The sequence below is a fragment of the Burkholderia stagnalis genome, from assembly GCF_039848545.1.
Classification (GTDB): Bacteria; Pseudomonadota; Gammaproteobacteria; order Burkholderiales; family Burkholderiaceae; genus Burkholderia; species Burkholderia stagnalis.
Genome location: NZ_CP156685.1, coordinates 2,722,211 through 2,744,211 on the forward strand (window position 1 = coordinate 2,722,211; position 22,001 = coordinate 2,744,211).

Sequence of the window (22,001 nt, forward strand, 5' to 3'; positions counted from 1 at the left end):
CCGTGAAAACTTGAGGGTGCACCGCAAAAAAAGTCCTAATGCAGGTGCGGGGGATTCACAGCGATGAAATTGGCCGAAGCGTTCCGATTAATAATATGAAGAATGAAAAAGATCATCCACGCTGCGTCATATTCCGCATGAATGCTATTTGTATGGCAAATGAATGATTTTTGTATTGATCGGGCATGCTGCCTTGCGCGCACGAAAGGAAGCGAACCGCACCCTTTTCTTGCCCACACGCGTTCGGCCCTGCACGACGGCCTGCGCGCGAACACGCGATAATAGCCGGCAACAACCGACACCCACGCATGAAAAACGTTCTCCAGACTGCCCTCATCGGCGCGCTGCTGGCGCTGACAGCGCCCGGCATCGCTTTCGCCAAGCCGCTCGACGACGCGCTCGACTGCCATTCCAATGGCCACAAGTTCGTCGCGCCGCTGCTGGCCGCCGGCGACATCCGGCCGGAGCCGATGCACGTCGAGTCGAATTCGGTAAACGCGTTTCACACCGAACACGAACTGACCGCATACGGCTACGGCGTCTACGTCGTGCTCGGCTACCAGGCGGACGACCCGATCTTCCGCCAGGGCAGCGGCACGCCGATCGGTCAATGGGCGTACGGGGTCGTGGTGCGGGGCACCAAAAGCTCGGTCGAGGCGGCCGTGCGCAAGGCCGGCAGCGATGCGACCGTGAAAGCCGCGTTCCCGTTCCTCACCGCCATCGTCTGCGCGTCGGACTGAGCGCGCAGCCCGGCGGCCGCCAGCGGCCCCCGCCCGTTCACGCGCCCGTATACACCACGCGGTACGGGATGCCGACCTTCTCCCACTCGGCCGCCTCCTGGCTGAGGCTGTAGTCGGTCAGCGGATTCTGCTCGACCCAGGCGCTCGGCAGGCGCACCTCGTACCCGCCCTTCTTCATCTGCGACACCGACAGGTCCGGCAGCCCCGCGTCGGTCCGGCGCCGGCACAGCAGCGCGGCGAGGCGCAGGCAGAACAGCAGCGGCCATTCGACCTCGCGCGCCTGCGACAGCTTGCCGAGCTTGCCCGCATGACCGAGCACGAGCGCCGCGAGGCGCGCCTGGTCGGTGCGCGAGAAACCCGGCATGTCCGCGTTGCTCGCGATGTATGCGGAATGCTTGTGGTACGAGCTGTGCGAGATCGACAGGCCGATCTCGTGCAGCGCCGCCGCCCAGCCGACGAACATCCGGCTTTCCTCGCGACGCTCGTCGTCCGGCTCCCCCAACTGGTCGTAGAAGCGCACCGCGAGCGCGGCGATCCGCTCCGCCTGCGCACGATCGACGCCATAGCGGCGCGTGAAGCCTTCGACGGTGACCGCGCGCATGTCCTCATGCTGCGAGCGTCCGAGCAGGTCGTACAGCACGCCGAGACGCAGCGCGCCGTCGGTCGTGTCGACATAGTCGATGCCGAGCTCCTCGAACACCGCGAGCATGATCGCGAGCCCGCCGGCGAGCACCGGCACGCGGTCGGGCTTCAGCGCGACGAGCTTCAGCCGGTTGACGTTCTCCGACTTGATCAGCGCGCGCTTCAGGCGCTCGAGCCCGCCGCGCGAGATGCCGTGCGTCACGCCCGGATCGTTGAAGCCGTTCGCCTCGACGAGCTCCGCGAGCGCGCGGGCCGTGCCCGACGAGCCGATCGCCTGGTCCCAGCCCGCCTTCTTGTACTCGCTCGAGATGATCTGGATCTCGCGCTTGGCCGCGAGCTCGGCCTGCCGCATCGTGTATTCGTCGACGTTGCCGGCCGGGAAAAACGCGCGGCTATGGCTCACGCAGCCGATGTACAGGCTCTCCATCACGAGCGGCGTGTAGTGGGAGCCGATGATGAACTCGGTCGAGCCGCCGCCGATGTCGACGACGAGCCGCTTGCCCGCGCTCGCGGGCACCGAATGCGCGGCGCCGGCATAGATCAGGCGCGCCTCTTCGCGCCCCGCGATCACTTCGATCGGGAAACCCAGCGCCGCTTCGGCCTCGACGAGGAATTCGCCGGCGTTCTTCGCGACGCGCAACGTATTGGTCGCCACCGCGCGCACGTGATCGGGGTGGAAATCGCGCAACCGTTCGCCGAACCGCTTGAGCGCCTCCCAGCCGCGCTCCTGCGACGCGCGGTCGAGCATCTTGTCACGCGACAGGCCGGCCGCCAGTCGCACCGGCTCGCGCAATGCGTCGACCGGATAGATCTGGCTGCCCGCCGGCGTTTCCTCGATGCGCCCGACGATCAGCCGGAAGCTGTTCGAGCCGAGATCCACGGCAGCCAGCAAGTGGGGGGTTGTAACCATCAGAGGGGGCTCCGTGCGCGCGCACCCGCAGCATCCGCACGCCGCGAGGCAGTCATTCAAAGGCGACATTTTAAGCGTGGAACGCTTGCCGGTGTCACGTTCGCCGGGCATGCACACCGCAGCATTGTATATAGGCGAAACTTTTATGAGACGAAAGGATTACGGCGTAGAATTTGCTCACGCATCACGCCAACCGTCATCAGCACGTCATCTCATCGTGAGAGTTTCCGAGCGTCCTTTCGAGTCATCGCCCGACCTGCCCCCTACTTTGCCGATGTCCGTCCGCTATCCGCTTCTGAACCGTGAACTCGGCATCCTCGACTTCAACGAGCGCGTGCTCGCCCAGGCAGCCGATCCCAATGTCCCGCTCCTCGAACGCCTGCGCTTCATCTGCATCACGAGCAGCAACCTCGACGAATTCTTCGAAGTCCGCATGGCCGGCCTGCAGGAGCAGATCCGCGACAATCCCGGCGCGATCACGCCCGACGGCATGTCGCTGCAACACGCGTACGATCTCGTCGTCGAGCGCGCGCAGCGGCTCGTGCACCGGCAATACACGATGCTGCACGACACGGTGCTGCCGGCGCTCGAGCAGGAAGGCATCTACTTCCACAGCAGCGACACGTGGAACGACGAGCAGACCGAGTGGGCGCGGCGCTATTTCCTCGACGAACTGCTGCCGGTGCTGACGCCGATCGGCCTCGATCCCGCGCACCCGTTTCCGCGCGTGCTGAACAAGAGCCTGAACTTCGTCGTCGAGCTCGAAGGGCGCGACGCGTTCGGCCGCCAGGCCGTGATGGGCATCGTGCAGGCGCCGCGCGCGCTGCCGCGCGTGGTGCGCATGCCGCACGCGCTGTCGGGCTTCGAACACGGCTTCGCGCTGCTGAGCTCGTTCATGCAGCGCTTCGTCGGCGAGCTGTTCCCGCAGCTCGTCGTGAAGAGCTGCAACCAGTTCCGCATCACGCGCAACAGCGAACTGTTCGTCGACGAAGACGAAATCACCAACCTGCGCGTCGCGCTGCAGGGCGAACTGCCCGCGCGCCATCTCGGCAACGCGGTGCGCCTCGAGGTGTCCGCCGACACGCCGCCGCACATCGTGCGGCGCCTGCTCGAGGAAGGCGGCCTCAGCGAGAAGGATTGCTACCGCGTCACCGGTTCGGTGAACCTCGTGCGGCTGATGCAGATTCCCGATCTCGTCGACCGGCCCGACCTGAAGTTCGCGCCGTTCACCGCGTCGATTCCGCCGGCGATCGCGAATGCGCCGACGATGTTCGACGCGATCGACGCCGGCGATGTCCTGCTGCATCACCCGTACGAAAGCTTTCAGCCGGTGCTCGAACTGCTGCAGCAGGCCGCGCGGGACCCAAGCGTCGTCGCGATCAAGCAGACGATCTACCGCACCGGCACCGACTCGCCGCTGATGGACGCGCTGATGGAAGCCGCGCGCAACGGCAAGGAAGTGACCGTCGTCGTCGAGCTGCTCGCGCGCTTCGACGAGGAAACCAACATCAACTGGGCGTCGCAGCTCGAATCCGTCGGCGCGCATGTCGTGTACGGCGTCGTCGGCCACAAGTGCCACGCGAAGATGATGCTGATCGTGCGGCGCGTCGTGCGGGGCGGCAAGGCATCGCTGCGCCGCTACGTGCACCTCGGCACCGGCAACTACCATCCGCGCACCGCGCGCCTCTACAGCGATTTCGGGCTGATGACGGCCGACCAGAAGATCTGCGAGGACGTCCACCACGTGTTCCAGCAGCTCACCGGCATCGGCGGCGAGCTGACGCTGAACGAGCTGTGGCAATCGCCGTTCACGCTGCATCCGCGCATCATCGACGCGATCCGCGCGGAGACCGAACACGCGCGCGCAGGCAAGCGCGCGCGCATCGTCGCGAAGATGAATGCGCTGCTCGAGCCGTCGGTGATCGCCGCGCTGTACGAGGCCTCGCAGGCCGGCGTGAAGGTCGACCTGATCGTGCGCGGCGTCTGCGCGCTGAAGCCGGGCGTGCCGGGGCTGTCGGACAACATCACCGTGCGCTCGATCGTCGGCCGCTTCCTCGAGCATCACCGGATCTACTACTTCCACGCGAACGGCGCCGAAGACGTCTACCTGTCGAGCGCGGACTGGATGGATCGCAACCTGTTCCGCCGCGTCGAGGTCGCGTTCCCGATCCGCGAACGCAAGCTCAAGCGCCGCGTGATCCAGGAGGGCCTGTCGGTGTTCCTCGGCGACAACCAGTCGGCGTGGCTGATGCACAGCGACGGCCACTACCGGCGCCGCCGCGCGGGCAAGACGATGCGCAACGCGCAGCTCGGGCTGCTCGCGAAGTTCTGCACCTGACGCGCGTCGTGCGTGCCGCGCGGCTTCGCACCGCGCGCCCATAAAAAAAGCGCAGCCCGTGCAAGGGCTGCGCTTTTTGCTTATCGGCTGCTGCCGAACCGCGATCAGGCCTCGTACGCCGCCGGCTTCACGGTGACCGTGCGCAGCGCCGGGAAGCGTGCGGTGAACGTGCTGCCGCGCCCTTCCTCGCTCTGGATGTACAGGTGCGCGTCGTGCCGCTGCAGCACGTGCTTGACGATCGCGAGCCCGAGCCCGGTGCCGCCCGTGTCGCGCGAACGGCTGCGGTCGACGCGGTAGAAGCGCTCGGTCAGGCGCGGCAGGTCCGCGGCCGGAATGCCGAACCCGCTGTCCGTCACCGAGAACACCGCCTGCGACGCTTCGCGCCGCCACGACACGGCGATCCTGCCGCCTTCCGGCGTGTAACGGATCGCGTTGGTGACGAGGTTCGCGAACGCGCTGAAGATCTCCGTCTGCGCGCCGGCCACCGCGAGCGTCTCGTCGAGCGCGAACGAGATCGCGTGGTGCCCGTTCGACAGCGTCTGCGCGTCTTCCCTCAGATGGTCGAACACCGCACGCATGTCGACCGGGCGATCCACGGCCGGCTTGCTTTCGCCCTCGAGCTTCGCGAGCACCAGCAGGTCGGTGACGATGTGATGCATCCGCGACGCTTGCTGATCCATCAGGTCGAGGTAGCGCGCGCGGTCCTCCTCGTTGAGCGGCAGCTCGCGCATCGTTTCGAGGAAACCCGACAGCACGGTGAGCGGCGTCTTCAGCTCGTGCGACACGTTCGCGACGAAGTCGCGCCGCATCGCGTCGGTGCGCTCGAGCTCGGTGATGTCCTGCGTCAGCAGCAGCTTGCGATTCTCGCCGTACGGGAACACCTGCACCGCGAGCACGTTCTGCCGCGCGCCGCCCATCCCGTGCATCACGAGCGTCTCCTCGTAGTGCTGCGAATTCAGGTATCGGACGAAATCCGGATGCCTGACGAGATTCGTGATGTGCTGGCGCAGGTCGCGCTTCGCATCGAGGCCGAAATGCACCTCGGCGATCGCGTTGCACCATTCGATCTGGTCGCGGTCGTCGAGCATCGCGACGCCGTTCGGCGACGCCTGGATCGCCTGGATGAAGCGCGCATGCTGCTGCTCGACCTGGCGCACCTGCGCATGCCACTGCTTCGCGAGCTTGTGCAGCCGGTAATAGATTTCGCCCCAGATGCCCGGCGCGCTCGGCACTTCGCCATACACGGGCGCGTCGAGCAGCCGCCACAGCTGCTGCGTATGGAACGTGGCGAAAAAGCCCTGGGCGACCAGCATCACGACCGCGAACACGAGCCCCGCGGTCGGGCCGGCAAAGAAGCCGACCAGTACGCTGATCAGCACGAGCAACACGAGCGACACCAGAAAGCGCGCCCAGATGATGTTCATGATTCAGCGTCCGAAAAGTTGAAAGGCCTGGCGCGGCGCAGCGCGCACCGCTCGTGCGTCACGCGTGCTTCGCGAGCCGGTAGCCGCTGCCGCGGACCGTTTCGATCATCGCGTCGCAGCCGGCCGGTTTCAATGCCGCGCGCAATCGTTTGATATGCACGTCGACGGTGCGCTCCTCGACGAACACGTGGTCGCCCCACACCTGGTCGAGCAGCTGCGTGCGGCTGTGCACGCGCTCCGGATGCGTCATGAAGAAGTGCAGCAGGCGGAACTCGGTCGGCCCGAGATCGAGCTTGATCTCGCTGCCTTCCGCGTGCGCGGCCACCCGGTGCGTGGCCGGATCGAGACGCAGCCCGTTGATCGACACGACGTCCTCGGTCAGCTGCGGCGCGCGGCGGCGCAGCACCGCCTTGATGCGCGCCATCAGTTCCTTCGGCGAGAACGGCTTCGTCACGTAGTCGTCCGCGCCGATCTCGAGGCCGAGCACCTTGTCCTGCTCGTCGCCGCGCGCGGTCAGCATGATGATCGGGATATGCTTCGTGCGCTCGTTATTGCGCAGGTCGCGCGCGAACGCGATGCCGGACTTGCCCGGCAGCATCCAGTCGAGCAGCACGAGATCGGGCAGCACGTCGCTGATCAGGTTCGCCGCCTGCTCCGCGTTGTACGCGCGGATCGGGCAGTGTCCGGCATGCTGGAGATTCACCGAAATCAATTCGGATATCGCGGGTTCGTCTTCGATGACGAGAATGTTGCTGGGCATCGGCACCTCTTGGTTCGTCTCGAGCGCAGGCGCTCAACTGTTGGCTTCGCGATCGAGCGTGTCGCGCGGCTGGTGCCGCACGTCGGTGCCCTTCACGATATAGATGATGAATTCGGCGAGGTTCTTCGCGTGATCGCCGATCCGTTCGATCGCCTTCGCGATGAACAGGTATTCGAGGCCGACCGAGATCGTGCGCGGGTCTTCCTGCATGTACGACACGAGCTTGCGCACGAACGCGCGGAATTCCTGGTCGATCTCCTTGTCGTCCTTGACGATCTGCGCGGCGGCGACCGTGTCGAGACGCGCGAACGCGTCGAGCGCGCGGCGCAGGATCGTCACGGCCATCTCGCCCGACACCTTGATCTCGGCGATGTTGACCGTGCGCGCGATCGGCTCGTCGATCAGGCGGCGCACGCGCTTCGCGATCTTCTCCGCCTCGTCGCCCGCGCGCTCGAGGTTCGTGATCGTTTTCGAGATCGACATCAGAAGACGCAGGTCGCGCGCGGCCGGCTGGCGGCGCGCGATGATGTTGCCGCACTCCTGGTCGATGTCGACTTCCATCGTGTTCAGGATGTCTTCGTTCGCGATCACCTTCTCGGCCGCGTCGCGGTCGAATTCGTTGAGCGCGTGCATCGCGCCGATGATCTGCGCCTCGACGAGCCCGCCCATCTCCAGCACTTTCGACGACACCGCGTTGAGATCGGCGTCGAACTGGCTCGACAAATGTTTATCCGACATGGCTGTTGTTCTCCGTCATCAACCGAAGCGGCCGGTGATGTAGTCTTCCGTTTCCTTGCGTACCGGCTTGATGAAGATCTTTTCGGTTTCGCCGAATTCGATCAGCTCGCCCAGGTACATGTAGGCCGTGTAGTCCGAGCAGCGCGCCGCCTGCTGCATGTTGTGCGTGACGATCACGACCGTGTAGTCGCTCTTCAGCTCCGCGATCAGCTCCTCGATGCGGCCCGTCGAGATCGGGTCGAGCGCCGAGCACGGCTCGTCGAGCAGCAGCACTTCCGGACGGATCGCGATGCCGCGCGCGATGCACAGACGCTGCTGCTGGCCGCCCGAGAGGCCGTAGCCGCTCTGGTTCAGCTTGTCCTTCACTTCGTTCCACAGCGCGGCCTTGGTCAGCGCCCACTCCACGCGGTCGTCCATTTCCGAGCGCGTGAGCTTCTCGAACATCTTCACGCCGAACGCGATGTTGTCATAGATCGACATCGGGAACGGAGTCGGCTTCTGGAACACCATGCCGATCCGCGCGCGCAGCAGCGAGATGTCGCGCTTGGTGGTCAGCAGGTTCTCGCCGTCCATCATGATCTCGCCTTCGGCGCGCTGCTCCGGATAGAGCGCGTACATCTTGTTGAACGTGCGCAGCAGCGTCGACTTGCCGCAGCCCGACGGGCCGATGAACGCCGTCACCTTCCCTTCGGGAATGCTCAGGTTGATGTTCTTCAGCGCGTGGAACTTGCTGTAGAAGAAGTTGAGGTTGTTGACCTCGATCTTCGCATTCAGCGGCGCAAGCGGGCGGCCGTCCGCCGTGCCGTGCGACCCTGCGGGCGCCGCGACGCGTTCGATGGGATTCAGGTGGCTCTCTGCCATATTCATCGGATTGCTCCGCCGTTACTTTTTCGAGAAGATCGAGCGCGCCAGGATGTTGAGTCCGAGCACCCCGAGCGTAATCAGGAACACGCCCGCCCATGCGAGCGACTGCCATTCCGCGAACGGGCTCATCGCGAACTTGAAGATCGTGACCGGCAGGTTCGCCATCGGCTGGCTCATGTCGAGCGAGAAGAACTGGTTCGACAGCGCGGTGAACAGCAGCGGCGCCGTTTCGCCGGCGATCCGCGCGACCGCGAGCAGCACGCCGGTGATGATGCCGCCCACCGATGCGCGCAGCGTGATCTTCAGGATCATCCGCCACTTCGGCGTGCCGAGCGCGAAGGCCGCCTCGCGCAGTGCGTTCGGCACGAGCTTCAGCATGTTCTCGGTCGTGCGGATCACGATCGGAATCTGCAGCAGCGCGAGCGCGATCACGCCGGCCCAGCCGGAGAAGCGGCCCGACTTCGCGACCACGAGCGCGTAGACGAACAGGCCCACGACGATCGACGGCGCCGACAGCAGGATGTCGTTGATGAAGCGGATCGTGCTCGCGAGCACGTTCTTCTGCCCGTACTCGGCGAGGTACACGCCCGCGAGGATGCCGATCGGCGTGCCGACCAGCGTGCCGAAACCGACCAGCAGCAGGCTGCCGACGATCGCGTTCGCCAGGCCGCCGCCCGCCGTGTTCGGCGGCGGCGTCGAATCGGTGAACAGCTGCAGCGACAGGCCGCCGATGCCGAGGTGCAGCGTCGTGTAGAGGATCCACACGAGCCACATCAGGCCGAACAGCATCGCGCCGAGCGACGCGGTGAGCGCGATCGCGTTGGTGATCTTGCGCTTGCGCTGCAGGCGGCTGCGCATTGCGTCGAGCACGGCGCCGTCCGGGCCCGGGAAGTTCAGTACGGGCTCGCTCATTTCTTGCCCTCTCCTTTCTCGAGACGCAGCAGCAGCAGTTTGGAGATCGCCAGCACGATGAAGGTGATCACGAACAGGATCAGGCCCAGTTCCATCAGCGCCGACGTATGCAGGCCGGGCGACGCCTCGGCGAACTCGTTCGCGAGCGCCGACGTGATGCTGTTGCCCGGCGAGAACAGCGATACGTTATCGAGCAGGTTCGTGTTGCCGATCACGAACGTCACGGCCATCGTTTCGCCGAGCGCGCGGCCGAGGCCGAGCATCACGCCGCCGATCACGCCGGTCTTCGTATAGGGCAGCACGATCTTCCACATCACTTCCCAGGTCGTGCAGCCGATCCCGTATGCCGATTCCTTCAGCAGCACGGGGGTGACCTCGAACACGTCGCGCATCACCGATGCGATGTACGGGATGATCATGATCGCGAGGATCACGCCGGCGGCGAGGATGCCGATGCCGATCGGCGGGCCGGCGGTCAGCGGGCCGAGCACGGGCACGTTCTCGAACAGGCGGCCGATCGGCTTCTGGAAATAGTTGGCGAAGATCGGCGCGAACACGAGCAGCCCCCACATCCCGTAGACGATCGACGGGATCGCGGCGAGCAGTTCGATCGCGATGCCGAGCGGACGGCGCAGCCACACGGGCGCCAGCTCGGTGAGGAACAGGGCGATGCCGAAGCTGACGGGCACGGCGATCAGCAGTGCGATCAGCGACGTCACGATGGTGCCGTAGATGGGTACGAGCGCGCCGAAGTTGTCGACCGTCGGATCCCACTCGGCATGCCACAGGAAGCCGAGGCCGAACTTCTGGATGGTCGGCATCGACGCGACGATCAGCGAGACGATGATGCCGCCGAGGAGCAGCAGGGTGACGATGGCGGCGAGCCGGGCGAGGCTGCCGAACAGGATATCCCCGAGGCGGCCCGGGGCGCGCTGCTGCGCGGGGCCGGCAGACCGGGAAGATGCGTACGAAATATCAGACATGGGTGCCTGCTTTTGAATGCCGGGCGCCATGACGCCCGGCCTTACCGCACACGCTGCCCGGCCGGCGCGACCGGGCAGCGAACCGCTGTGACGCTTACTCCGCCGCGACCGGCTTGCCGGCTGCGTCCGTCACCTTGGTCTTCCACTGCTTGCGGATTTCCGCTTCGACTGCCGGCGGCAGCGAGATGTAGTCGAGGCTGTCAGCCGCCTTCTCGCCGTTCTTGAACGCCCAGCTGAAGAACTTCAGCGTCTCCGCGCCCTGCTCCGGCTTGTCCTGCTTCGCGTGCAGCAGCACGAACGTCGCGCCGACGACCGGCCATGCTTCCTTGCCCGGCTGGTTCGTCAGGATCTGGTAGAACGACTTCGACCAGTTCGCGCCGGCAGCCGCCGCCTTGAAGGTTTCCGTCTTCGGCTCGACCACCGTGCCCGTCGAGTTCTTCAGCGCGGTGTAGACCATGTTGTTCTTCTTCGCGTACGCCCATTCGACGTAGCCGATCGCGCCCGGCAGACGCTGCACGAATGCCGCGACGCCGTCGTTGCCCTTGCCGCCCGTGCCCGTCGGCCAGTTGACCGTCGTGCCTTCGCCGACCTTCGACTTCCATTCGTCGTTGACCTTCGACAGGTAGTTCGTCCAGATGAAGCTCGTGCCCGAGCCGTCGGCGCGGCGCACCACTGCGACGTCCGTATCCGGCAGCTTGACCTTCGGGTTCAGCGCGGCGATCGCCGGGTCGTTCCACTTCTTGATCTTGCCGAGGTAGATGTCGCCGAGCACCGCGCCCGACAGCACCAGTTCACCGGCCTTCACGCCCGGCACGTTGATGACCGGCACCACGCCGCCGACCACCGTCGGGAACTGGAACAGGCCGTCCTTGGCGAGATCCTCGTCCTTCAGCGGGGCGTCCGAACCGGCAAAATCGACCGTCTTCGCGATGATCTGCTTCAGGCCGCCCGACGAACCGATGCCTTGGTAGTTGATCTTCGCGCCGCCGGCCTGCTGGTAATCGGCAGCCCATTTCGTATAGATCGGCATGGCGAAGGTGCTGCCTGCGCCCGTGATGTCGGCGGCATGCGCGGCAACGGCGAAAAGCGCGCCAGCCAGGCCAGCAATCGCGGTTTGCATCAATTTCATGAGACCTCCAGTGTGTGAGCGGATGACTACGGCACCGCGAAGGTTAGGGGCTGCTCATGACGGTAATGTGACAATCGATGAAACTGGCGTGACAGTAACATGACTACTTGAAAGGCGATCAGGCACCGTGAAATTCGCGTGCCGGGACGCGGCCCGCGGCGGGCGCGCGGGCGATGAAGCCCGGCGGGGAGAAGCGGCCGATGCAGGGAAAGGCCGTTGCGCCGGCAAGGCGGCGGCTGATCAGAACCTGTTTGACGCGGCAGGACGGCGCGATTCCAGGGTCGGAAGGGGTTGCCGTGCGGATGGCAGCCGCAGGCATCGTTGAGACAGTCACGGGCACCGGACGAGGATCCGATGCCGACGACCGACAGCGCGCCGGCGGCGGGCACGCCAACGCGTGCCGCCGCCGGTCGGTGTCAGGCGGTTGCGGCGCGCACCGCGTCGGCGATAGCCTCCGCATGGCGGCTCGCATCTGCCGCCTGCTGCGCCTCGACCATCACGCGCAGCACCGGCTCGGTGCCCGACGCGCGGATCAGCACGCGGCCGCTGCCGGCCAGCGCCTGCTCGGCGGCGTCGATCGCGGAGCGGATCGATGCATGGCCCTTCCAGTCCGCGCCCGGCTTCATCCTGACGTTGATCAGCTTCTGCGGGAACAGCGTAACGCCTTCGAGCATCTGCGCGAGCGTGCGGCCGCTGCGCTTGAGCGCCGCCAGCACCAGCAGCGCCGACACGATGCCGTCGCCGGTCGTATGCCGATCGAGCGACAGGATGTGCCCCGACCCCTCCGCGCCAAGCTGCCAGCCATGCTCGCGCAGCTGCTCGAGCACGTAGCGGTCGCCGACCGCCGCGCGGACGAACTTCACCCCCTCGCGCTGCAAAGCGACTTCGACGGCGAGATTCGTCATCAGCGTTCCCACCGCCCCTTCGACTTGACCGTTAGTTGCGATGCGGTCCTTGACCAGCACGTACAGCAGCTCGTCGCCGTTGAACAGCCGCCCGTTCGCGTCGACCACCTGCAGGCGGTCCGCGTCGCCGTCGAGCGCGATGCCGAGATCGGCATGATTCGCGCGCACCGCGCGCACCAGCGCGTCGGGCGCGGTCGCGCCGACACCGTCGTTGATGTTGAAGCCGTTCGGCGCGACGCCGATCGGGATCACGTCCGCGCCGAGCTCGTGGAACACGTGCGGTGCAATCTGATAGGCAGCGCCGTGCGCGCAGTCGACGACGAGCTTCATGCCGCGCAGGTCGAACGCCGCCGGGAACGTGCTCTTGCAGAACTCGATGTAGCGGCCGGCCGCGTCGTCGAGGCGGCGCGCCTTGCCGAGGCCGTCCGACGGCGCGCATTCGAGCGGCTTGCCGAGCCACGCCTCGATCGCGGCCTCGGTTTCGTCGGGCAGCTTGTTGCCGTCCGCCGAGAAGAACTTGATGCCGTTGTCGTGATACGGATTGTGCGACGCGCTGATCACGACGCCCGCCGACAGGCGCAGCGCCCGCGTCAGGTACGCGACGCCCGGCGTCGGCATCGGGCCGGCCAGCATCACATCGACGCCGGCCGCGGAAAAGCCGGCCTCCAGCGCCGCCTCGAGCATGTAGCCCGACACGCGGGTGTCCTTGCCGATCAGCACCGTCGGGCGCGCGCCCGGCGCGACGTCGGCCGAGCCGGCCAGCACCTTGCCCGCCGCATAGCCGAGCCGCAACACGAAATCGGGCGTGATCGGCGCCTCGCCGACGGTGCCGCGAATGCCGTCCGTGCCGAAATATCGACGTCCCATAAAGAATCTTCCTCCTGTTCTGACTTATCGATGCCGTGCGGCCCCGCGCACGGTAATCCAGACCTTCAGCGCGTCGACCGTCGGCGCGACGTCGTGCACCCGCACGATTGCGGCGCCCCGCTCCACCGCGCACAGCGCGGCCGCGACGCTTGCCGCGACGCGCTCCATCGGCGGCTTGCCGCCGATCACCGCGCCGAGCATCGACTTGCGCGACATCCCCGCGAGTATCGGGTACGGCCGGCCGTCGGGCCGCGCGGGCGTGGTGTCGGGCAGCGCGGCGAGCAACGCGTAGTTGTGGTCGACCACCGCCTTGCCGAATCCGAAGCCCGGATCCACGCAGATTCGCTCCGCTGCGATGCCGGCGTCCATCAGGGCTTGCGCGCGTTCCGCGAGAAAATCGCGCACCTCGGTGACGACGTCGCCGTAGTCCGGCTCGTGCACCTGCATCGTCTGCGGCTCGCCGAGCATGTGCATCGCGCACAGCCCGCAGTTGCCGTCGCGCACGGCGTCGATCGCGCCGTCCTGCCGGAAGCCCCAGATATCGTTGATCAGGTCCGCGCCGGCGGCCAGCGCCGCGCGCATCACGGCCGGCTTGTAGGTATCGACCGACAGCGGCACGTTCAGCGGGCGCAGCGCGTCGATCAGCGGGATCACGCGCGCGAGCTCCTCGTCGAGCGGCACCGGCGGCGCACCCGGGCGGGTCGATTCGCCGCCGATGTCGAGGATGTCGGCGCCGTCGGCGAGCATCTGCTCGGCCTGGCGCAGCGCATCTTCGCGGGCGAGGAAGCGGCCGCCGTCGGAAAACGAATCGGGTGTCGCGTTGAGGATGCCCATCACGAGCGGGCGTTCGAACGTCAGCGTGAAGCGGCCGCACTGGAGCGGCGCGGGAATGAATGCGGAGGAAGCGGGATCGGACACGAGCGACTGGGGTGAATGAATGCAAAACGGGCCGGTGTGAAGCCACACCAGCCCGTGAACGGTACAACAGCGGAACTTATGCCGGCGAAGCAGGCGCCGGTGCGTTGCCCGGCTTGACTTCGGTGCCGCTGCCACCCGACGACGCATCGCCGCCGACAGCCGGCGAGCTCTTCGGCGAGCGCGGCGGACGGCCTTCCATGATGTCGTTGATCTGGTCGGCGTCGATCGTCTCCCACTCCATCAGCGCGGCGGTCATCGCTTCGACCTTGTCGCGGTTCTCTTCCAGCAAGCGGCGAGCGAGGCTGTACTGCTCGTCGAGCACGCGGCGGATTTCCCCGTCGACCTTCTGCTGCGTCGCTTCCGAGATCGTACGCGTGAAGCCGCGGCCGAACGGGCCGTTGTCGCTCTCGTCATCGACGTACACCATCGGGCCAAGCGCATCGGTCATGCCGAAGCGAGCCACCATGGCACGCGCCGTCTGCGTCGCCTTGTTGAAGTCGTCCGACGCGCCGGTGCTGACCAGGTTCATGAACAGCTCTTCGGCGACACGGCCACCGAACAGGATCGCCAGGCGATCCATCAGGTAATCCTTCGAGTACGTCTCGTTGTCGTGCTCCGGCAGCTGCCACGTCACGCCCAGCGCACGGCCGCGCGGGATGATCGTGACCTTGTGCACCGGGTCGGCCTTCGGCAGCAGCTTCGCGATCACCGCGTGGCCCGACTCGTGGTACGCGGTCGCGCGCTTCGCTTCCTCGCGGATCACGGCCGACTTGCGCTCCGGACCCATGAAGATCTTGTCCTTCGCGTCCTCGAAATCCTGCATCTCGACGATCCGCTTGCCGCGACGCGCGGCGAACAGCGCCGCCTCGTTCACGAGGTTCGCGAGATCCGCGCCCGAGAAGCCCGGCGTGCCGCGCGCGATGACTGCCGCGTCGACGTCGTTCGCGATCGGCACCTTGCGCAGGTGCACGCGCATGATCTGCTCGCGGCCGCGGATGTCCGGCAGGCCGACGTAGACCTGGCGGTCGAAACGGCCCGGACGCAGCAGCGCCTTGTCGAGCACGTCCGAGCGGTTGGTCGCGGCGATCACGATCACGCCCGAATTCGCTTCGAAGCCGTCCATCTCGACGAGCATCTGGTTCAGCGTCTGCTCGCGCTCATCGTTGCCGCCGCCCATGCCGGCGCCACGATGGCGGCCGACCGCGTCGATTTCGTCGATGAACACGATGCACGGCGCATGCTTCTTCGCCTGCTCGAACATGTCACGCACACGGGCCGCGCCGACGCCGACGAACATTTCGACGAAGTCGGAACCCGAGATGCTGAAGAACGGCACCTTCGCTTCGCCCGCGATCGCGCGAGCCAGCAGCGTCTTGCCGGTACCCGGGGGGCCGACGAGCAGCACGCCGCGCGGAATGCGACCGCCCAGCTTCTGGAATTTCTGCGGATCGCGCAGGAAGTCGACCAGCTCGGACACTTCTTCCTTCGCTTCGTCGCAGCCCGCGACGTCGGAGAAGTTGACCGCGTTGTTGTTCTCGTCGATCAGCCGCGCACGCGATTTGCCGAACGAGAACGCGCCGCCTTTGCCGCCGCCCTGCATCTGCCGCATCATGTAGAACCAGAAGCCGATGATCAGGATCGTCGGCCCGAGGTAGTACAGCGCGGACATCAGCGCGTTCGGCTCGTCGTCGGCCTTGCCGCTGACCTGCACGCCATACTTCATCAGATCGCCGACCATCCAGATGTCGCCGGGCGACACGATCTGGTATTTCTGGCCATCAGCCGGAGTGACGGTGAGGTTGCGCCCCTGCACGACGACAGTCTTGACCTTGCCGTTCTTGGCGTCGTCCATGAACTGCGAATAGGACACGCCTTCCTGGACGCGGGGCTTGTCGAACTGCTTGAACACCGTAAACAGCACCAGTGCGATCACCAGCCACACTGCTGCCTTCGAAAACATATTGTTGTTCAAAGCACCACTCCTTCACTCGTAGACGAGCGCCTACATTTTCCTTGCGGCGCCCCTCGGTCATTCTAATCCAGTCCGACCACCCCCGCCATAAGCATTGACAACCGCTGCAATAGCCAACGGCTTGCCTGGCAAGGGCCGGAGCCCGTTTGCGGCCCCGGCTCCGCGTCAGCGCGGATGCTTCAGGTGCCGCCCCAAGATGAACGTTTCGGACGATTTGTCGCGGGACGCCTTGGGCTTGCGCGGCGCGACAATCTTAAACTGCTGTTTGAATTTCTCGACAATCTGGCTGTAGCCGCTGCCGTGGAAGCATTTCACCAGCAGCGCGCCATCCGGCTTCAGGTGATTCTGCGCGAAATCGAGCGCGAGATCGCACACGTGCTCGATGCGCGCCGCGTCCGCAGAGGCGACCCCCGACAGGTTGGGGGCCATGTCGGAAATTACAAGGTCCACCGGCCGGCCTTCGAGCAGGGCCTCCAGCTGATGCAGCACCTCGTCCTCGCGAAAGTCGCCCTGGATGAAATTCACGTCGGCGATCGGCTCCATCGGCAGCATGTCGAGCGCGACGATCGTGCCGTCGATCCCGCCTTCGCGCGTCGCGTCGCGCTTCTTGCCCTGCGCGAGCTTGTTGCGCGCGTACTGGCTCCAGCTGCCCGGCGCCGCGCCGAGGTCGACGATCACCTGGCCCGGACGGATCAGCTTGTCCTGCTCGTCGATTTCCTTCAGCTTGTACGCGGCGCGCGCGCGATAGCCTTCCCGCTGCGCCATTTTGACGTACGGATCGTTGATGTGGTCGTGCAGCCAGTGCTGGTTAAAGCGATTCTTTGCCATTCGAGAGAGAGATTGCTGCCATTTGCTTCGTGAAGCCGCGCTTTTGGCGGATAATACGCGTCTTCTTCGCGCGGCTGAGGCCCACCCAGGCCCAAGCCGCGATTTTACGTGGTTTCGGCGCGTGGCTGACGCGGCTTATGCCGGTGTTGCGCGCCCTTATTTTGAATTCGACATTCCATGCCCGCCCTTTCGCTTACCCCCGCCGAGCGCTCCGCGCTGCGCTCCCAGGCCCATGCGCTCAAGCCGGTCGTGCTGATCGGCGCCGAAGGGCTCACCGACGCCGTCCTGAATGAAATCAAGGTGCACCTCGCCGCGCACCAGCTGATCAAGATCCGCGTGTTCGGCGACGAGCGCGACGCGCGCGTTGCGATCTACGACGAGATCTGCGACCGCCTGAACGCCGCGCCGATCCAGCATATCGGCAAGCTGCTCGTGATCTGGAAGCCCGAGGAAGCCGCGCCGGCGCCCGTTCGCGGCCGCCGCGGCAGCGCGCTGCCGAGCGCGGGCGAAGCCGCCGCCGACAAGAAGGGCCGTGCGCCGCGCACCGTGAAGGTCGTCAAGGTGTCGCCGAACGCGAGCCCGGTGCGCCGGCCGAAGCCGACGAAGGTCACGGTGCGCGGCAACGAGCGCGTGACCGCGGGCGGCACCGTCAAGCGCGCGAAAAAGCGCCAGGCGAGCACCAAGCGGCCGTTCCAGGACAAGTAATCCTGCCGGGCGCGCAGCGCCCGCCTGCCGGCTCGCGCGATGCTCAGGCGTCGCGCGCCGGCATTTTCCAGATCAGCATCAGCCCGAGCACGCTCTCGACCAGGTAGAACAGGCTCGACACGCCGTGCAGCATCCCGAAGCGGCCCGCATAGGCCGAATGCGCAATGTCGGTGCCCGCTTCCATCGCGGCCACGCGCAGCGCGTTCATGAACGGCTGCAGCGCGAAATACCCGACCAGCACGCACCCGACCATCGCCGCGAGAATCCAGCGCACGCGGCGATATTCGTCGCAGCCGCGCCGCACCTGCTGGTTCGACAGCACGAGCAGCAGCACGCCGCACACCGCGCCGAGGATCGCCTCGATGCGGAACAACTGGGCGGCGACCGAACCGGCCGTCATCCGCTCCAGCGAATTGAACAGCACCGGCGCGACCGCATACCCGATCGTCAGCAGGCTGCCAACCCAGACGGCCGACAGCAGGCGGAACACGCGATGCGGCATCGTGTCGCCCCGCTTCAGATGTAGCTGACCGAGATGATTTCGTATTCGCGCACGCCGCTCGGCGCCTGCACGGCCGCGACGTCGCCTTCGGACTTGCCGATCAGCGCGCGGGCGATCGGCGAGCTGATCGAGATCAGGCCGTGATCGAGGTCGGCTTCATCGTCGCCGACGATCTGATACTTGACGGTGTCGCCGGACTCGAGATCCTCGAGTTCGACGGTGGCGGCGAACACCACGCGGCCATCGGCATCCAGCACGGTCGGATCGATGATCTGCGCGGCCGACAGCTTCGATTCGATCTCCGCAATGCGGCCCTCGATGAAGCCCTGCTTTTCCTTGGCTGCGTCGTATTCGGCGTTTTCGGACAGGTCGCCCTGCGCGCGCGCCTCCGCGATCGCATTGATCACGGCCGGCCGCTCGACGGACTTGAGGCGCTGCAATTCATCGCGCAGTTGATCTGCGCCACGCTTTGTCAACGGAATGGTGCTCATAAACGGCTCAATCGCTAAAAACGGCTATAAAAAAAATCACCGCGATTAAGCGCATTCCCGGCTGGCCGGGAACGCCGCTTAATCGCGGCACGTGATGCTTCGACAGGTAACTGACTGCTTAGTTTAGGCGAGCGTGAAGACCTTGTAAATCATAGACTTCCAGGTTCTTCAGATAGCGCAAGCCTTCGACGGCCGCGCGCGCGCCCGACATCGTCGTGTAGTACGTGACCTTGTGCGCCTGCGCGCTCATGCGGATCGAACGCGAATCGGCGATCGCCTGGCGGGTCTCGTCGACCGTCGTGAAGACGAGCGCGATTTCGCCGTTCTTGATCATGTCGACGATGTGCGGACGGCCGTCCTTCACCTTGTTGACGACCTTCACCGGCACGCCGGCCGCTTCGATCGCGGCAGCCGTGCCCTTGGTCGCGACGATCGGGTAGCCGAGGTCGTGCAGCATGCGCGCGACTTCGACGGCCTTCGGCTTGTCCGCGTCCATCACGGTCAGCAGCACCGTGCCCGACTCCGGCAGGCGGGAACCTGCCGCAAGCTGCGACTTGAACAGCGCCTCGCCGAACGTCTGGCCGACACCCATCACTTCGCCGGTCGAACGCATTTCCGGCCCGAGCACCGGGTCGACGGTCGGGAACTTCACGAACGGGAACACCGCTTCCTTCACGCTGAAGTACGGCGGCTCGACTTCCTTCGTCACGCCCTGCTGCGCGAGCTTCTGGCCGACCATCGCGCGCGCCGCGATCTTCGCGAGCGGCAGGCTGGTCGCCTTCGACACGTACGGCACCGTGCGCGATGCGCGCGGGTTCACTTCCAGCACGTAGATGATGTCCTGCTTCGAGCCGTCCGCCTGCGGCACCTGCTGGATCGCGAACTGCACGTTCATCAGGCCGACCACGTTCAGCGCCTTCGCCATCGCGCCCGTCTGGCGCTTCAGCTCGGCCACGGTTTCCTTCGACAGCGAGTACGGCGGCAGCGAGCATGCCGAGTCGCCCGAGTGGACGCCCGCCTGCTCGATGTGCTCCATCACGCCGCCGATGAACACGGCGTCGCCGTCGCAGATGCAGTCGACGTCGCACTCGATCGCGTCGTTCAGGAAGCGGTCGAGCAGCACCGGCGAATCGTTCGACACCTTCACGGCCTCGCGCATGTAGCGCTCGAGGTCGCGCGGCTCGTGGACGATTTCCATCGCGCGGCCGCCCAGCACGTACGACGGACGCACGACGAGCGGGTAGCCGATTTCGGCCGCCAGCGCGAGCGCTTCGTCTTCCGCGCGCGCGGTGCGGTTCGGCGGCTGGCGCAGGCCGAGATCCTGCAGCAGCTTCTGGAAGCGCTCGCGGTCTTCCGCGGCGTCGATCATGTCCGGCGACGTGCCGACGATCGGCACGCCGTGCGCCTCGAGGTCGAGCGCGAGCTTCAGCGGCGTCTGGCCGCCGTACTGGACGATCACGCCGACCGGCTTTTCCTTGTCGACGATCTCGAGCACGTCTTCGAGCGTCAGCGGCTCGAAGTACAGGCGGTCGGACGTGTCATAGTCGGTCGACACCGTTTCCGGGTTGCAGTTGACCATGATCGTTTCGTAGCCGTCCTCGCGCATCGCGAGCGCCGCGTGCACGCAGCAGTAGTCGAACTCGATGCCCTGGCCGATCCGGTTCGGGCCGCCGCCCAGCACCATGATCTTCTTGTTGGTGGTCGGCTGCGCCTCGCACTCTTCCTCGTAGGTCGAGTACATGTAGGCCGTCTTGGTCGCGAACTCGGCCGCGCAGGTGTCGACGCGCTTGTAGACCGGGCGCACGTTCAGCTCGAGACGACGCGCGCGCACGTCGGCCGGCGTCGCGCCGAGCAGCTTCGCGAGGCGGCGGTCGGAAAAGCCGCTCTGCTTCAGGTAGCGCAGCTCGTCGAACGTGAGCGACGCGAGCGTGCGGCCCGCGAGCGCCTTTTCCTTGTTGATGATCTGCTCGATCTGCGCGAGGAACCACGGGTCGATCGCGGTTTCCGCGAAGATCTCCTCGGCCGTCATGCCGATGCGGAACGCGTCGCCGACGTACCAGATGCGGTCCGGGCCCGGCTCGTGGATCTCGATCGCGATCTCGTCGCGGTCGGTCGACTTCTCGTCGAGACCGTCGACGCCGACTTCGAGGCCGCGCAGCGCCTTCTGGAACGATTCCTGGAACGTGCGGCCGATCGCCATCACCTCGCCGACCGACTTCATCTGCGTGGTCAGGCGCGAATCGGCTTCGCGGAACTTCTCGAACGCGAAGCGCGGGATCTTCGTGACGACGTAGTCGATCGTCGGCTCGAACGACGCCGGGGTCTGGCCGCCGGTGATCTCGTTCTTCAGCTCGTCGAGCGTATAGCCGACCGCCAGCTTCGCCGCGACCTTCGCGATCGGGAAGCCGGTCGCCTTCGACGCGAGCGCCGACGAACGCGACACGCGCGGGTTCATCTCGATGACGACCATGCGGCCGTCCTTCGGGTTGATCGAGAACTGCACGTTCGAGCCGCCCGTGTCGACGCCGATCTCGCGCAGCACCGCGAGCGATGCGTTGCGCAGGATCTGGTATTCCTTGTCGGTGAGCGTCTGCGCCGGCGCGACCGTGATCGAGTCGCCCGTGTGCACGCCCATCGGGTCGAGGTTCTCGATCGAGCAGACGATGATGCAGTTGTCGGCGCGGTCGCGCACGACTTCCATCTCGTATTCCTTCCAGCCGAGCAGCGACTCTTCGATCAGCAGCTCGCGCGTGGGCGAAAGATCGAGACCGCGCTTGCAGATTTCCTCGAATTCCTCGCGGTTGTACGCGATGCCGCCGCCCGAGCCGCCGAGCGTGAACGACGGACGGATCACGACCGGGTAGCCGCTGCCGCCCGTCTCCGCCATGATCTCGGCGTGCACCTTGGTCGCCTCTTCCATCGAGTGCGCGATGCCCGACTTCGCGGAGCCGAGACCGATCTTGGTCATCGCTTCCTTGAACTTCTGGCGGTCTTCCGCCTTGTCGATCGCTTCCGGCGACGCGCCGATCAGCTCGACGCCGAACTTCTCGAGCACGCCGTGGTGGTGCAGGTCGAGCGCGCAGTTCAGCGCGGTCTGGCCGCCCATCGTCGGCAGGATCGCGTCCGGGCGCTCCTTCTCGATGATGCGCGCGACGACTTCCCACGTGATCGGCTCGATGTAGGTGACGTCGGCCGTGTTCGGGTCGGTCATGATCGTCGCCGGGTTGCTGTTGACGAGGACGACCTTGTAGCCCTCCTCACGCAGCGCCTTGCATGCCTGCGCGCCCGAATAGTCGAACTCGCACGCCTGGCCGATGATGATCGGGCCGGCGCCGATGATGAGGATGCTGTTGATGTCTGTGCGTTTTGGCAT

The 22,001-nt window shown here is 66.0% G+C and carries 18 protein-coding genes; 3 read left to right on the top strand and 15 right to left on the bottom strand.

Annotation, left to right across the window (positions count from 1 at the left end):
* Nucleotides 1-308 precede the first annotated feature (308 nt).
* Nucleotides 309-740, top strand: coding sequence for a hypothetical protein (locus ABFO07_RS12545; protein ID WP_347467399.1), 432 nt, complete (start codon nucleotides 309-311; stop codon nucleotides 738-740).
* A gap of 37 nt (nucleotides 741-777) precedes the next feature.
* On the opposite strand, the gene ppx is transcribed toward ABFO07_RS12545, so the two are convergent.
* Complete coding sequence (gene ppx / locus ABFO07_RS12550; protein WP_059566942.1) at nucleotides 778-2,292, bottom strand: exopolyphosphatase; 1,515 nt, start codon at nucleotides 2,290-2,292, stop codon at nucleotides 778-780.
* A 274-nt stretch (nucleotides 2,293-2,566) separates the two neighbouring features.
* Here ppx and ppk1 point away from each other — a divergent pair, with 274 nt between their 5' ends.
* The gene (gene ppk1, locus ABFO07_RS12555) at nucleotides 2,567-4,630 is read left to right on the top strand and encodes a polyphosphate kinase 1 (protein WP_059906968.1); all 2,064 of its coding nucleotides are present in this window, start codon (nucleotides 2,567-2,569) and stop codon (nucleotides 4,628-4,630) included.
* A gap of 104 nt (nucleotides 4,631-4,734) precedes the next feature.
* On the opposite strand, the gene phoR is transcribed toward ppk1, so the two are convergent.
* The 11 genes from phoR to ABFO07_RS12610 form a co-directional block, all read right to left on the bottom strand.
* The gene (phoR, locus tag ABFO07_RS12560) at nucleotides 4,735-6,054 is read right to left on the bottom strand and encodes a phosphate regulon sensor histidine kinase PhoR (protein WP_059811004.1); all 1,320 of its coding nucleotides are present in this window, start codon (nucleotides 6,052-6,054) and stop codon (nucleotides 4,735-4,737) included.
* A gap of 58 nt (nucleotides 6,055-6,112) precedes the next feature.
* Nucleotides 6,113-6,814 carry a phosphate regulon transcriptional regulator PhoB gene (phoB, locus tag ABFO07_RS12565; RefSeq protein WP_059566937.1) on the bottom strand — a complete coding sequence of 234 codons (702 nt, stop codon included), beginning with the start codon at nucleotides 6,812-6,814 and terminating at the stop codon, nucleotides 6,113-6,115.
* Between the two features lie 33 nt (nucleotides 6,815-6,847).
* Entirely contained in the window at nucleotides 6,848-7,552 is a 705-nt protein-coding gene (phoU, locus tag ABFO07_RS12570; RefSeq protein WP_059566935.1) for a phosphate signaling complex protein PhoU, read from the bottom strand.
* An 18-nt stretch (nucleotides 7,553-7,570) separates the two neighbouring features.
* Complete coding sequence (gene pstB, locus ABFO07_RS12575) at nucleotides 7,571-8,419, bottom strand: phosphate ABC transporter ATP-binding protein PstB (protein WP_059566934.1); 849 nt, start codon at nucleotides 8,417-8,419, stop codon at nucleotides 7,571-7,573.
* 15 nt (nucleotides 8,420-8,434) lie between these two features.
* On the bottom strand, nucleotides 8,435-9,328 hold the full coding sequence (pstA, locus tag ABFO07_RS12580; protein ID WP_059811003.1) for a phosphate ABC transporter permease PstA: 894 nt from the start codon (nucleotides 9,326-9,328) through the stop codon (nucleotides 8,435-8,437).
* Entirely contained in the window at nucleotides 9,325-10,311 is a 987-nt protein-coding gene (gene pstC, locus ABFO07_RS12585) for a phosphate ABC transporter permease PstC (RefSeq protein WP_059566931.1), read from the bottom strand. Before pstC ends, pstA begins: the two co-directional genes overlap by 4 nt.
* Before the next feature lie 94 nt (nucleotides 10,312-10,405).
* Nucleotides 10,406-11,440 carry a phosphate ABC transporter substrate-binding protein PstS gene (pstS, locus tag ABFO07_RS12590; RefSeq protein WP_059891502.1) on the bottom strand — a complete coding sequence of 345 codons (1,035 nt, stop codon included), beginning with the start codon at nucleotides 11,438-11,440 and terminating at the stop codon, nucleotides 10,406-10,408.
* Between the two features lie 416 nt (nucleotides 11,441-11,856).
* The gene (glmM, locus tag ABFO07_RS12595) at nucleotides 11,857-13,212 is read right to left on the bottom strand and encodes a phosphoglucosamine mutase (RefSeq protein ID WP_059566929.1); all 1,356 of its coding nucleotides are present in this window, start codon (nucleotides 13,210-13,212) and stop codon (nucleotides 11,857-11,859) included.
* Nucleotides 13,213-13,236: 24 nt separating this feature from the next.
* The gene (folP, locus tag ABFO07_RS12600; protein ID WP_059566928.1) at nucleotides 13,237-14,178 is read right to left on the bottom strand and encodes a dihydropteroate synthase; all 942 of its coding nucleotides are present in this window, start codon (nucleotides 14,176-14,178) and stop codon (nucleotides 13,237-13,239) included.
* 28 nt (nucleotides 14,179-14,206) lie between these two features.
* A complete protein-coding gene (gene ftsH / locus ABFO07_RS12605) occupies nucleotides 14,207-16,102 on the bottom strand; it encodes an ATP-dependent zinc metalloprotease FtsH (protein WP_059906964.1) in 1,896 nt (631 codons plus the stop codon).
* A gap of 165 nt (nucleotides 16,103-16,267) precedes the next feature.
* On the bottom strand, nucleotides 16,268-16,930 hold the full coding sequence (locus ABFO07_RS12610) for an RlmE family RNA methyltransferase (protein ID WP_059885492.1): 663 nt from the start codon (nucleotides 16,928-16,930) through the stop codon (nucleotides 16,268-16,270).
* Between the two features lie 177 nt (nucleotides 16,931-17,107).
* Between ABFO07_RS12610 and ABFO07_RS12615 the strand changes: the two genes are divergently transcribed.
* Nucleotides 17,108-17,635, top strand: coding sequence for a YhbY family RNA-binding protein (locus tag ABFO07_RS12615; protein ID WP_059566925.1), 528 nt, complete (start codon nucleotides 17,108-17,110; stop codon nucleotides 17,633-17,635).
* A gap of 43 nt (nucleotides 17,636-17,678) precedes the next feature.
* On the opposite strand, the gene ABFO07_RS12620 is transcribed toward ABFO07_RS12615, so the two are convergent.
* The 3 genes from ABFO07_RS12620 to carB form a co-directional block, all read right to left on the bottom strand.
* Nucleotides 17,679-18,137: a DUF4149 domain-containing protein gene (locus ABFO07_RS12620; RefSeq protein WP_059566924.1), complete on the bottom strand. Its 459-nt coding sequence runs from the start codon at nucleotides 18,135-18,137 to the stop codon at nucleotides 17,679-17,681.
* 14 nt (nucleotides 18,138-18,151) lie between these two features.
* Nucleotides 18,152-18,628 (bottom strand): transcription elongation factor GreA, encoded by a 477-nt coding sequence (gene greA, locus ABFO07_RS12625; protein WP_059566923.1) that lies wholly within the window; start codon nucleotides 18,626-18,628, stop codon nucleotides 18,152-18,154.
* A gap of 118 nt (nucleotides 18,629-18,746) precedes the next feature.
* Entirely contained in the window at nucleotides 18,747-22,001 is a 3,255-nt protein-coding gene (gene carB, locus ABFO07_RS12630) for a carbamoyl-phosphate synthase large subunit (protein WP_059961216.1), read from the bottom strand.

What these genes read in the sequence shown, in the direction of transcription:
- phoR (WP_059811004.1), bottom strand. Translation starts at nt 6,054, where the DNA reads ATGAACATCATCTGGGCGCGCTTTCTGGTGTCGCTCGTGTTGCTCGTG.
- pstS (WP_059891502.1), bottom strand. Translation starts at nt 11,440, where the DNA reads ATGAAATTGATGCAAACCGCGATTGCTGGCCTGGCTGGCGCGCTTTTC.
- ABFO07_RS12620 (WP_059566924.1), bottom strand. Translation starts at nt 18,137, where the DNA reads ATGCCGCATCGCGTGTTCCGCCTGCTGTCGGCCGTCTGGGTTGGCAGC.
- phoB (WP_059566937.1), bottom strand. Translation starts at nt 6,814, where the DNA reads ATGCCCAGCAACATTCTCGTCATCGAAGACGAACCCGCGATATCCGAA.
- carB (WP_059961216.1), bottom strand. Translation starts at nt 22,001, where the DNA reads ATGCCAAAACGCACAGACATCAACAGCATCCTCATCATCGGCGCCGGC.
- pstB (WP_059566934.1), bottom strand. Translation starts at nt 8,419, where the DNA reads ATGAATATGGCAGAGAGCCACCTGAATCCCATCGAACGCGTCGCGGCG.
- greA (WP_059566923.1), bottom strand. Translation starts at nt 18,628, where the DNA reads ATGAGCACCATTCCGTTGACAAAGCGTGGCGCAGATCAACTGCGCGAT.
- ABFO07_RS12610 (WP_059885492.1), bottom strand. Translation starts at nt 16,930, where the DNA reads ATGGCAAAGAATCGCTTTAACCAGCACTGGCTGCACGACCACATCAAC.
- ABFO07_RS12615 (WP_059566925.1), top strand. Translation starts at nt 17,108, where the DNA reads ATGCCCGCCCTTTCGCTTACCCCCGCCGAGCGCTCCGCGCTGCGCTCC.
- pstC (WP_059566931.1), bottom strand. Translation starts at nt 10,311, where the DNA reads ATGTCTGATATTTCGTACGCATCTTCCCGGTCTGCCGGCCCCGCGCAG.
- ppx (WP_059566942.1), bottom strand. Translation starts at nt 2,292, where the DNA reads ATGGTTACAACCCCCCACTTGCTGGCTGCCGTGGATCTCGGCTCGAAC.
- phoU (WP_059566935.1), bottom strand. Translation starts at nt 7,552, where the DNA reads ATGTCGGATAAACATTTGTCGAGCCAGTTCGACGCCGATCTCAACGCG.
- ABFO07_RS12545 (WP_347467399.1), top strand. Translation starts at nt 309, where the DNA reads ATGAAAAACGTTCTCCAGACTGCCCTCATCGGCGCGCTGCTGGCGCTG.
- ppk1 (WP_059906968.1), top strand. Translation starts at nt 2,567, where the DNA reads ATGTCCGTCCGCTATCCGCTTCTGAACCGTGAACTCGGCATCCTCGAC.
- pstA (WP_059811003.1), bottom strand. Translation starts at nt 9,328, where the DNA reads ATGAGCGAGCCCGTACTGAACTTCCCGGGCCCGGACGGCGCCGTGCTC.
- glmM (WP_059566929.1), bottom strand. Translation starts at nt 13,212, where the DNA reads ATGGGACGTCGATATTTCGGCACGGACGGCATTCGCGGCACCGTCGGC.